We start from the raw sequence: 12,303 nt of genomic DNA, 5'->3' as shown, positions 1-12,303 counted from the left end.
CAGGGATAGTAGTGGAAATCCTTTTGCTTTTAGGTTTTTCGTTTCGTTCGGAATGACAAATGTTCTAAAAAGCAAAAGATTGCAACGGATAGCCTGGTGACAAAATAGCTTTGGAAAAGCTTTGGCTTTTGACGGTCGCCCCAAGATAATTGATGAATGATAAATGATTGTTATTCTTTAGATATAAAAACAAAAAATAATATAAATATGGCAACAGGAAGTATTAATGTATCGGTGGAGAATATTTTTCCACTGATCAAAAAGTTTCTTTACAGCGACCACGAAATTTTTTTGCGTGAGTTGATTTCTAATGCGACGGATGCGACTACGAAACTAAAACATCTCACCACGATTGGCGAGGCGAAGGTGGAATATGGCAATCCTATCATCGAAGTGAAAATCGATAAAGATGCGAAAACGCTGACCATTAAAGACCAGGGAATCGGGATGACTGGTGAAGAGGTTGAGAAATATATCAATCAGGTGGCTTTTTCCGGTGCTGAGGAATTTCTGGAAAAATATAAAGATTCTGCTAAAGATGCCGGTATTATCGGTCATTTTGGACTTGGATTCTATTCGGCGTTTATGGTGGCGGAGAAAGTGGAAATCTTGACTAAATCTTACAAGGAAGATTCGAAAGCTGTTCGCTGGGTTTGTGACGGAAGTCCGGAATATACTTTGGAAGAAACGGATAAGTCGGACAGAGGAACGGAAATTATTCTTCATATCGCAGATGATTCTACGGAGTTTTTGGAGGAATTCAGAATCCGTGAGCTTTTGACAAAGTATAATAAATTCAATCAGATTCCAATTAAATTTGGGACTAAAACTGAAACTTTGCCTTTGCCGGAAGGTGCTGCTGAAGATGCGAAACCGGAAACAATTGAAGTTGATAATATCATCAATAATACCAATCCGGCCTGGACAAAATCACCGTCTGAACTGAAAGATGAGGATTACAACAATTTCTACCGAGAATTGTATCCGATGCAGTTTGAAGACCCGTTGTTCCATATCCATTTGAATGTGGATTATCCGTTCAACCTGACGGGAGTTTTGTTCTTCCCGAAACTAGGGAATAATCTAAATATCGAGAAAGATAAAATACAATTGTATCAAAATCAGGTTTTTGTGACAGATGAGGTGAAGGGCATTGTTCCTGATTTCCTGATGTTGTTGAGAGGCGTGATTGATTCTCCGGATATTCCGTTGAATGTTTCCCGTTCTTATTTGCAGGCTGATGGGGCTGTGAAGAAAATCTCTTCTTACATCACGAAAAAAGTGGCGGACAAAATGGTTTCATTGATCAATGACAACCGTGAAGATTACGAAAAGAAATGGAACGATATCAAAATCGTTATCGAATACGGAATGATTTCTGAGGATAAATTCTATGAAAAATCTGACAAGTTTGCGCTTTATCCAACTACGGACGGAACATATTATCTTTGGAACGATTTGATTGAGAAAATCAAACCAACTCAAACGGATAAAGATGGAAAGACCGTGATTCTTTACGCAAACAATGCGGATGAGCAACACAGCTACATAGAGTCTGCGAAAGAAAAAGGGTATGAGGTTCTGTTGTTGGATTCTCCGATTGTTCCGCACCTCATCCAGAAATTGGAAGCTTCCAAAGAGAATGTTTCTTTTGCGAGAGTGGATGCAGACCACATCAATAATTTAATCAAAAAAGATGAGCCTAAGATTTCTAAACTAAATGATTCGGATAAGGAAACTTTGAAGAAGCAGATTGAAGAATCGATCAATGACCAGAAGTTTACCGTTCAGCTGGAAGATTTGGATTCTACGGATGCGCCGTTTACATTGACTCAGCCGGAGTTTTTCAGAAGGATGAAAGATATGCAGGCTACTGGCGGTGGCGGAATGTTTGCAATGGGCGGTTTCCCGGAGATGTATAATCTGGTGGTGAATTCTAACTCAGATTTTGCCGGAGAATTACTGAAAAAAGATAATGCTGATGAGAAAAGAGTGCTGATCAATCAGGCTTTGGATTTGGCAAAATTGTCTCAGAATCTTTTGAAAGGAAAAGAGCTGACGGATTTTATCAAACGTAGTTTTGAGAACTTGAAGTAAAACATAGCTATTAATGACAAAGAAAAAGGAACTCAAAACTGAGTTCCTTTTTTGTTATTTGATTTTCGAAAGTACATCTACCGTTTCTTCCAGATAGAAATCCCGTTCAAGATTTTTTCTCCAGTTTTCTGTTTTCTTGGCAAACGCTTCGTCTTTTTTGATTCTTTCCGCTTCGTCTGGATGAATGGTAAATTTCAGTCCATTATTGAATTTATCCAGACCTTTGAACTTATCGATTTGCGCTTTACGCGTTTTCATCAGCTCATTGAATTTGGTTTGATTCAGAGTGATTGTCTCTTCTTTATCCAAAGCTTCTTTCCACTCTGCAGATTCTTGCAACATCTTATAATTGTTGTTATCAGCAAGTTGCTTGTCTAGTTCTGCCTGCAATTGAGGAATATTAAGTCCTGTCAATTTCTTATAAGAAGTCGTTTCGATCTTATCCCAAGGCAATGCGAACTGGTCAAATCGTTCTCCAACGTCAGAATAAGAGAAGAAATCTTTCATTTTAAGGTCAGATTCCACACCTTTTCTTTGAGTCGATTCTCCCGTGATTCTGTAAAATTTCTGGATAGTCAATTTCAAAGCTCCGAAATCATCATTAGTATTCAGGAATCTATTAAGCTCCACAAAAGTCTGAACGGTTCCTTTCCCGAATGAACTTGGCGAACCAATAACCGCTGCTCTTCCATAATCTTGGAAAGCTCCTGCAAGAATCTCCGAAGCCGAAGCCGACAATTCGTTTTGCATTACTACAAGCGGACCTGTCCAGATTGGTTCGTTGGATTTATTGCTCAAAGTCTGAACTTTTCCACGACTATCTTTTACCTGAACATAAGGGCCAGCGTTCATAAACAATCCCATAATGTCACCAACTTCTGTCAAAGAACCTCCGCCATTGCTTCTAAGATCAAGAATGATTCCTTCAACATTTTCTTTCTTAAGCTTGATTAATTCCGCTTTGATATCGTCAGATGCGTTTCTTCCTTTCGGGTCTTCAAAATCTACGTTGAAGCTTGGAAGATAAATAAATCCGTATTTTTTTCCGTTTTTAGCAGTTACAGCAATACTTCTTGCAAAAGTATCTTCAATAGCCACTTCTTCACGAATCATCGTTACTTCTTTTATGGTCTTATCTTTTTTCTCAACAGTCAAAGTTACCGGTGTTCCTTTTTCACCTCGGATCAATCGGACTGCTTCATCAGACAGCATCCCGACAACGTTTACCGGTTCTTCGTTCGGTTTTGATTTCACTTTAAGGATTTTATCGCCGGAAGTCAGTTGTTTTGATTTCCAAGCTGGCGCACCGATTGTCAATTCTCCAAGATACAAGTAACCTCTTTTTTCTTGGATCAAAGCTCCGATGCCAATCACTTTTCCGGTGAATTGCATATCGAATTCTTCTTTATTTTTCGGAGAGAAATAATTGGTGTGCGGGTCAAAAACTTCGGTATAAGCATTCATATAAACTGTGAACCAGTCCATTTTCTTTCTCTTCTTGAATCTTCTGAAAGAATCTGTAATCAAATCTTTTACTTCAGCGGTCGCTTTTTCACGCTTCTTTTCCATAGAAAGTGGCGTGTATTTTATAGTGTCAGGAAGTTTGTTGTTTACAACTGAATCTTTCTTCTTTTTCTGAGCTTCTTCTTTGCTTGTCAATGTTTCAATTTCTTGAAGAATGTTATACTTGATGTATTTCTTCCATTCTTCACGCTGTTGTTTGGCATCAACTGGATTCACTCTTTTCTTTGGTTCGATTGTCAGAACATCATCCTCGTCCAAATTGATTGGTTTTGAGAGGATGTCCTGAGTCATTTTATCGATCTCATCAACACGCTGATAAAGACGGTCAATGGTCAATTTATAAAAAATCAGATTTCCATTGTTCAGATAATCATCCAGTTTGGTGTAATGCTTTTTGAACTCATCCATATCGGACTGTAGAAAATATCTTTTGGAAGCATCTACACTTTCAAAATATTTCTCATAAACATCCTGAGAATAAGCATCGTTAATGGGTTTCGGACTGTAATGAAGATACGAAAGTGTATTTTTTACGCTGACCATTATGGTCTGCATTTTTTCATCATCATTTTGTGGGGAGTTGAAACAGAACATCAGCGTCATAAGTGGCGCAAACATCAATAGTTTCTTGAACTTGATTTTTTTGAACATATATTTTATAAATCTGTACTTGGATTAGTATTTTTTTTCTTTTGAAAGTTACGAGTGTATTCAAAAACGAAACCAAATTTAACACCTTATTTTAATTAAAGTATTATAAATTGGTTATTTTTGAGAGAATTTTGAAAAACTCGCAAAAAAGCGGAAAAAATCTAAAAGAAAAATTTATGAACAGACCATTAATATTGGTAACCAATGACGACGGAATTACTGCACCCGGCATCAGAAAATTAATCAGCATAGTCAATGAAATTGGAGACGTCATTGTAGTGGCGCCCAACTCTCCACAAAGTGGAAAAGGCCACGCCATCACCATCAATTCTACTTTAAGTTTTGAAGAACTAAATCTTGATGGGCCTCAGAGGGATTTTTCCTGCTCCGGAACGCCTGTTGACTGTGTGAAGATGGCTTTAGATAAAATCCTGCCTAGAAAACCGGATTTGGTGGTTTCAGGAATCAATCACGGTGCGAATTCTTCCATCAATGTTATCTATTCCGGAACAATGTCTGCGGCTGTGGAAGCAGGTGTAGAAGGACTTCAGGCAATTGGTTTCTCTCTTTCCGATTTGAAATGGGAAGCGGATTTTGACCAGGCAGAAGAATTTATCAAAGATATTGTCCTTAAAACGTTGGAAAATCCAATGCCGAAGGGTGTTGTGTTGAATGTCAACATCCCAAATCTTAAAAAAGAAGAAATCAAAGGCATCAAAGTTTGTAAACAAGCGAACGCAAAATGGGAGGAAAGCTTTGACGAAAGAACCAATCCGCACGGGAAAAAATATTACTGGTTAACAGGCTATTTCAACAATATGGACCAGTCCGAAGATGCAGACGAAACAGCTCTTGCTAATGGATTTATCAGCATTGTTCCTGTGAAATTCGATTTGACAGCTTACGAATATATGAATGAACTGAATTCGATTTATCAATAAAAACGTTGTGGATGGAGTTTATAAGACAATATCTGCTTTCTAAAAATATTCCCATTGATGATAAACATTGGGAAGAATTTACCAGGAAAAATATCAGGACAGAGTATAAAAAGAAAGATATTATTTTAAAAGTCGGGGAAGTTGAGAACTATTTGTCGTTTGTTGAGACAGGAACTGCACGACTTTTCTTTGAGAAGGAGAATAAAGATCTGACAATCAGATTTGTCTTCAACTATCAGTATCTAACCGCCTATGATTCCTTTACTCAACGAACGCCTTCCAGATGCAATGTGGAGGCGTTGACTGATATGGTAGTTTGGAGAGTGCATTATGATGATCTTCAGGAACTTTACAGAACACATACTGTAGGCAATCTCATTGGTAGATTGACGGTTGAGGCTCTTTATGTAGAAAAATTGAACAGAGAGTTTTCTTTTCTAAGCGATACCGCAGAGGAGAGATATTTGAAACTGATGAAAGAGCAACCCGACCTTTTCCAAAAAATTCCCCTGAAGCACATTGCATCTTATATGGGTATTACGCCACAGGCACTTAGCCGTATAAGAAAGCGAATTTGTTAACCGAGGTTCATTTCGTGGCATTATATTAAGATATACCTTTGCGGGACAATTTCAGATTGAAAAAATCCGAATGAGGAAAGAAGTAAGCGTTTAGAGAAATCTGAATGCTTTTTTTAATGATATTCCAGGGTAAAAACTAATAAAAAAACCGCTAAGATTAAATAGCGGTTTTTATTTTTATACTAATTAAAGGCATTATCGTAAGTCATGGATGAAAAATCGATTTTCAGAATGGCTTTTGAGTCAATAGGATTTCCATTGCATTTCGCTGGAATCCAAGTTTTGTTCACTTTTGTTGCGGCGTCTTTCAAATCTCTCAGGAAAGGTTCGCTGTTCGCTACTTTTGGTCCGGCCTCAACTTTAGAAAGAACACCGTCTTTCGTAATATCTAGCTTCACAAAGAATAATCCATTCACAGCGTAAGTATTCCAATTTACATTTTGCTGAAGTTTTTCTTTCAATTCTTTGATATAAGCATCAGTACCGCCAGGATATCTTAGACTCTTGAATTGAGAAGGATTACAATTCGTGTCTTTTATCTGATAAATTCCGCGAACGCTGTAAGTCACAGAACTGGAAGACGTATCCATCATAGGAATATCGATGTTCATAGATTCTTCAACGTCATTATTTTGAGCGAAAGCCAATGAACTGATTAGCAAGCTCAATGAAAATAGTAATGATTTCATAGTATTTGATTTATATAATGTTTAGAATGAAATTTTATGCCAAAACTGTTCTGATTAGCAATAATTTATAAAACTTCAATCTGATTTTTTAATAAATCTTCAAACTCGTCTCTTTTTCTGATGAGATGTGCCTTCCCATCAAGGAACATGACTTCTGCAGGCTTCAATCTGGAATTGAAATTTGAACTCATTTCAAAACCGTAAGCTCCAGCATTTCTGAAAACAATGATGTCGCCTTCCCTCACTTCATTTATTTTTCTGTCCCAAGCAAAAGTATCTGTCTCACAGATGTTTCCAACGACGGTGTAGATTCTTTCCGGACCTTTTGGATTGGATAAGTTTTCTATAATGTGATAAGAATCGTAGAACATCGGGCGAATCAAATGATTGAATCCGGAATTAACGCCTACAAAAACCGTTGCTGTTGTCTGTTTGATAACATTGGATTTTACCAAGAAATGTCCGCTTTTGCTTACCAAGAATTTTCCAGGTTCAAACCAGAGCTGGAATTTTTTTCCTGTAGATTCTTCGTGTTTTTTTATTGCAGCGTTGACTTTTTTTCCAAGAGATTTCACATCGGTTTCGATGTCGCCATCCTGATAAGGAACTTTGAAACCGCTTCCCATATCCAGATATTTCAGATTTGGGAAATGTTCCGCCAATTCGAACATGATTTCAAGACCTTGAAGGAAAACATCCGGGTCTTTGATTTCGCTTCCCGTGTGCATATGAAGACCTTCCACATTGATGTTGGTCGATTTCATAACACGCTCGATATGACGAAGCTGATGAATGGAAATTCCGAATTTGGAATCGATGTGTCCTGTTGAGATTTTATAATTTCCTCCGGCAAAGATATGTGGATTGATTCTAACAAAAATCGGATAAGAACCTCCGAATTTATTCCCAAATTGTTCCAAAATCGAAATATTATCGATGTTGATATGAACATTCAGAGACATTGCTTCCTCGATCTCTGCAAGGTCCACACAGTTTGGTGTGAAAAGGATTCTGTCGTTGGAGAAACCGGCTTTCAAACCTAATTTCACTTCGTTGATAGAAACACAATCAAGGGATGCGCCCAACTTTTCGACGTACTTCAGGATATTGATGTTGGTCAAAGCCTTGGCTGCGTAGAAAAATCTGGTGTTCTTCGAGAAAGAAGAAGTCAGTTTTTCATATTGCTCACGGATGGAGTTAACATCATAAACGTAAACGGGTGTCCCGAATTCTTTTGCTATACTTAGCAAGTCCTGATTGGTCATAATCTTGATTTTTTAAAATAAAAAGGCAGATTCTTATATAAAGAGTCTGCCGCAATAGATATCTTATGCACGCAACTCCTTAGACATTCCAAACCTTAGAGAACCTTACGGCTCCCTTTTTTCCGATTTTGCTTTGTTTAAAATATTGCATTGCTTTTGTTAAAATTTTTCGCAAAATTAGAGTTTATCTGTAAATCCTGCAATGTTTTGGGTTGATTTTTATTTTGGGCAGCTTAATCCGCCTTCCTCTCCCAATCTTTTTTGCAAACGATTTTTCATTTAAATAGAACTCGAAGGTTGGCAAAAAAGGATTTCCGCTCAAACCTAACGAAGTGGTTCATCGATTCAAATAACAAGAATTTATCAAATTGAGATAAGTCGGGCTGCAGCTTCGCAAAGAAGATTAGCAATTAACCACAATATTTGAGATTCCTACGGAATGACAAAGACTGATTTTACTTTGAAAAATTTTATGCTTAAATTATTTTTCAGGAAGCAGAGAAACCTCAAACTCATTCCTCAAAAGTGCCAATTGCAAATCGTTTTGAAGCTCTTGTGTGAATCTCGAAACCGGTAACATCAGCTTTTTAATTTTATCCAAAGACTGGATTTGATGATACAATTCGTAAAACCCGAATCCGATTAATTTTCCTTTTTCTAAAACCAAAAAAGACTTTTCACCAAGAGTTCTTCCGGATGAGGACCAGATTTCGTTTCTCTTTTTAAGGTTTATTTTTTGAGTGAATTCAATCAAATCTTTTAGCTCATCTTTGGATTTGATGTAATTAATAGCTTTCAAACCTTGTGTAAAACTCTTGAATCTCAACAGCGGTTTTTCTTCCTGTGTTTTTCTGATTTTTTCGAGAATAAATTTGTTCTTCCTGTAAAACAGACCGAATGTCAAAGGTTGCCTTTTCTGGATACCTTTGTTTTGCATCATCAGTTTTGCGATGAGGTCGGTTCCCGTCAGTTCGTAAGAAATCTTTTCGGTTTCGTCCTGCAGTTTTTTGTACTTACTTTTATCAGAATCGAAGATTTTTTTCGCGGATTTATACAAATCTTCAACAACGTCGGAATAGATGATTTTCCCTTCGTTGTTTTGGAAATACAGAATTCCTCGTTCGTTGGGGAGATCTTCGGTTAGAAGTTGTACTTTGTTGATGTAATTTTTTGCGTGATTCTCTTCCTGTTGTGACTGGATTATTTCGTTGTTATTGTCTTTGATTATCAGTAATTTAAATAAATCTAAAGTCGCTCTGGCATCACCACTTGCACGATGCGCTTCGCTCAAAGGAATCCCAATGGATTTGCAAAGTTTGCTCAACGAATAACTTTTCTCATCAGGGATCAATTTTTTGGCTAAAGGAATTGTATCTAAAGTGTTGATTTTGAATTCATAACCAAGGCGTTTGAACGATTGGCGAAGCATTCTGTAGTCAAAGTCGATATTATGTCCAACCAAAGTCGAATCCTGTGTGATTTCAACCACGCGTTTTGCGATTTCGTGAAATTTCGGAGCAGTAATTACCATTTTTGAGGTAATTCCGGTCAATTTTTGTACAAAACTGGAAATCTCATCCTCGGGATTCACGAGTGAGATAAACTGGTCTGTAATCTCGTGGCCATCAAAACGATAGATGGCGATCTCTATAATACTTTCCTTGCGGAAAGGCGCTCCATTACTTTCTATGTCTATTACCGTGTACATCTACATTTTTTCGTTCTACAAAAATGGAATTAATATTTAAGAAACCAATTAGAATCAGACTAAAAAATAATGTAATTATACTTAATAAGTATCCCATCAAGTAAGTCCATGTGTCATTTAAATGGTCAGTCTGCATACCTTTTACGTGAGAAAGAAAAACAGAAAAAAACACAAAAAGACTAATTAAAACAAAAACACTTCCAATTATCTGTGAAAACCATTTTTTCTTGATAAAGAAGGCTAATGTAAATATTACGACCAAGATAACGTCAAAAAATGAAAATTTGTTATTAATAACGTCCATCATCAGATTAAGTAAACTGAATCCTAAAAAATATAAAAATGCTATTGTTTTCATAATCAATAATTTTAAATTATTTCGGTCTAAAATATTCCAAAGCTTCTGGTCCTATCAATTTTGCGTATCCCAATCCTAAAATAAAAACTAGAATTAAAAGCAAAAAGAAACCAATAATCATATAAATTATCAGTAAAAAAATACGCATGATAATACTTTTTACTGGTTTATTAGGATAAAATTCTTTGAAAAACCAAAACAGCATAAAAGGAGTGGCCACCATTGAAAGACTTGTTACATTTATTAAGTAATTCGGATTGTCCTTTACCAAATACATAATTGGATATGTGATAATAATGCTGAAAAGAGTATAAAAACAAAGCACATAAGCATTTAGAACTACGTGTTCATAATAATTATGTCCCCATTTTCTAAAAGCCAACTTTGTGAATAAGGCAAATAGTGGAATTAATAATAGCATTATGATAGAATTATAACTATTGAAAAAAGTAGTATAATCATTCATAAACTGCGAGCTAACTTTTCTCTCAGAGTAGAACTGATTCAATATTTTGCTCAATCCGATGATTTTGAATGAAATAAATGTCGAAATACCACTCAAAACAAAAGCTAGCAAAATCGGCTTGTAATGATTAACTCTATTTCCATCAATGAACTCTCGGGCTGTCTTGCCTGGGTTTTTAATGATGTTTTTTACAGAATAAAGAAATCCCTTGTTTGTATGAAGAAAAGTATATTGAATTTCATCCCAAATATATTTTCTGTCAATTCTTTTATACTTCTTCTGGCCACAGTTTCCACAAAAACTTGCCGTGATAACTTCATTACAATTTTGACAATTTTCAGCCATTTCTATTTCTTGATTATTAATTTTTTTATCTCCGTTTTTTCATACTGAACATTCCCAAAATAAACTTTGCACCTTCTCTTGCTAAAGTATTCAAAAATGTTTTTCCGGCTCGGCTTTCGATGACTTGTTCAAACATTCCCGGTTCTTCTTTTGGCTGGGCTGTTCTTCCTCTTGTTGGTGCAGGAATCACGGTTTGTGTATGTTCTTCGATTCTTTTATTAAGGATTTCATAAGCACTTTCTTTATCGATTGTCTGCTCGTATTTTCTGACTAATGAAGAATTGTTCGTCAATTCATCGATTTCTGATGAGGTCAAAATATCCATCCGGCTTTCAGGAGAAATCAAGTAGGTTTGAACTAAAGGCGTTGGAATTCCCTTTTCGTCCAGAGCTGTTACAAAAGCTTCTCCAATTCCAAGATTTTGGATGAGTTCATTCGCTTTATAAAATTCGGTGATTGGATAATTTTCTACCGCTTTGTCAATTTCTTTTCTGTCTTTAGCTGTGAAGCCCCTCAAAGCATGCTGGATTTTCAAGCCCAACTGACTCAATATATTTTCCGGGACATCGCCTGGAATCTGAGTGATAAAATAAATCCCGATGCCTTTGGAACGAATCAATTTGACCATCGTTTCGATTTGAGACAACAACGCTTTTGAAGCCTCGTTGAAAATCAAATGTGCTTCATCGATGAACAGGACCAGTTTTGGCCTTCCGCTGTCGCCTTCCTCGGGAAAAGTCATATAGATCTCAGCAAATAATGAAAGCATAAATGTTGAAAATAGATTTGGCTTATTCTGAATGTCATCCACTCGGAAAATATTGACAACGCCTTTCCCATCCCTGGTTTTTAACAGATCTTCGACATCAAAACTTGGTTCCCCAAAGAAAGTAGAAGCGCCTTGTTGTTCCATTGCGACAATACTTCTGAGGATCGCTCCCAAAGATGCAGGCGCAATCGAACCGTAATTATCAGCCAATTCTTTCTTGCCAATCGGGTTGTCGGTCACATATTGCAGCACTTTTTTCAGATCCTGCAAATCCACCAAAGGCAGAGCTTTGTCATCACAATATTTGAAAACGATCGACATGATGCTTTGCTGCGTGTCATTCAGTCCAAGTATCTTGCTCAACAAGATCGGTCCGAATTCCAAAACTGTCGCTCTTAGTTTCACACCTTTTGCTCCCGAGATCGTCATCAATTCTACAGGGAAACTCTGCGGCGAATATGGCAGTTGGGTTTTAGAATATCGGTCTTTGATATTCTCATTTTCTATCCCAGCTTCAGCAATTCCGGAAAGGTCACCTTTGATGTCCATTACTAAAGTAGGGATTCCCGCATGAGACAATTGCTCCACGAAGACCTGAAGTGTTTTGGTTTTTCCGGTTCCGGTTGCTCCGGCAATTAATCCGTGTCTGTTAACGGTTTTCAAAGGAATCGAAACGTTGACTTCCGTTACAACTTCGCCATCAAGCATTCCTTTTCCCAGGATGATATGTTCGCCTTTCGGGTTATATTTTGCATTGAGGTCGGTGATAAATTTCTCTTTATTGGACATCGATTGGTTTTTTAAAACCTTAAATTTAGAAATAATTTTCAGAAACGGTTTTAAAACTTTAATTAAAATAATTTGTAACCACATAGACACATAGTTTCTGAAATATTTTCAGAATAAATA

At 36.7% G+C, this 12,303-nt stretch carries 10 protein-coding genes; 3 read left to right on the top strand and 7 right to left on the bottom strand.

The genetic code is table 11. The features are described 5' to 3' along the window. Positions 1-207: 207 nt before the first annotated feature. Complete coding sequence (gene htpG / locus BLT30_RS11405; RefSeq protein ID WP_089873753.1) at positions 208-2,097, top strand: molecular chaperone HtpG; 1,890 nt, start codon at positions 208-210, stop codon at positions 2,095-2,097. A 54-nt stretch (positions 2,098-2,151) separates the two neighbouring features. Here htpG and BLT30_RS11400 read toward each other — a convergent pair whose 3' ends face one another. After that, on the bottom strand, positions 2,152-4,272 hold the full coding sequence (locus tag BLT30_RS11400; protein ID WP_027382963.1) for a carboxy terminal-processing peptidase: 2,121 nt from the start codon (positions 4,270-4,272) through the stop codon (positions 2,152-2,154). A gap of 176 nt (positions 4,273-4,448) precedes the next feature. On the opposite strand from BLT30_RS11400, the gene surE reads away from it, so the two are divergent. After that, on the top strand, positions 4,449-5,213 hold the full coding sequence (surE, locus tag BLT30_RS11395) for a 5'/3'-nucleotidase SurE (protein ID WP_089873752.1): 765 nt from the start codon (positions 4,449-4,451) through the stop codon (positions 5,211-5,213). Positions 5,214-5,224: 11 nt separating this feature from the next. After that, on the top strand, positions 5,225-5,794 hold the full coding sequence (locus BLT30_RS11390) for a Crp/Fnr family transcriptional regulator (RefSeq protein WP_089873644.1): 570 nt from the start codon (positions 5,225-5,227) through the stop codon (positions 5,792-5,794). A gap of 182 nt (positions 5,795-5,976) precedes the next feature. Here the strand turns inward: BLT30_RS11390 and BLT30_RS11385 are convergent, their stop codons facing one another. From BLT30_RS11385 to BLT30_RS11360, 6 genes are all read right to left on the bottom strand, one after another. After that, positions 5,977-6,483: an energy transducer TonB gene (locus tag BLT30_RS11385; RefSeq protein WP_139166630.1), complete on the bottom strand. Its 507-nt coding sequence runs from the start codon at positions 6,481-6,483 to the stop codon at positions 5,977-5,979. 65 nt (positions 6,484-6,548) lie between these two features. Continuing rightward, the gene (gene lysA, locus BLT30_RS11380; RefSeq protein WP_116035847.1) at positions 6,549-7,748 is read right to left on the bottom strand and encodes a diaminopimelate decarboxylase; all 1,200 of its coding nucleotides are present in this window, start codon (positions 7,746-7,748) and stop codon (positions 6,549-6,551) included. Between the two features lie 481 nt (positions 7,749-8,229). Then, complete coding sequence (locus BLT30_RS11375; protein WP_089873641.1) at positions 8,230-9,456, bottom strand: 3'-5' exonuclease; 1,227 nt, start codon at positions 9,454-9,456, stop codon at positions 8,230-8,232. Beyond that, positions 9,428-9,814 carry a hypothetical protein gene (locus BLT30_RS11370; protein ID WP_089873640.1) on the bottom strand — a complete coding sequence of 129 codons (387 nt, stop codon included), beginning with the start codon at positions 9,812-9,814 and terminating at the stop codon, positions 9,428-9,430. Before BLT30_RS11370 ends, BLT30_RS11375 begins: the two co-directional genes overlap by 29 nt. Before the next feature lie 16 nt (positions 9,815-9,830). Next, positions 9,831-10,625: a DUF3667 domain-containing protein gene (locus BLT30_RS11365; RefSeq protein ID WP_089873639.1), complete on the bottom strand. Its 795-nt coding sequence runs from the start codon at positions 10,623-10,625 to the stop codon at positions 9,831-9,833. Positions 10,626-10,650: 25 nt separating this feature from the next. Then, positions 10,651-12,183, bottom strand: coding sequence for a helicase HerA-like domain-containing protein (locus BLT30_RS11360; RefSeq protein WP_089873751.1), 1,533 nt, complete (start codon positions 12,181-12,183; stop codon positions 10,651-10,653). Positions 12,184-12,303 lie beyond the last annotated feature (120 nt).

It is taken from the genome of Epilithonimonas hungarica, from assembly GCF_900102265.1.
Classification (GTDB): Bacteria; Bacteroidota; Bacteroidia; order Flavobacteriales; family Weeksellaceae; genus Epilithonimonas; species Epilithonimonas hungarica.
This window is presented reverse-complemented; position numbering and strand designations above follow the sequence as displayed.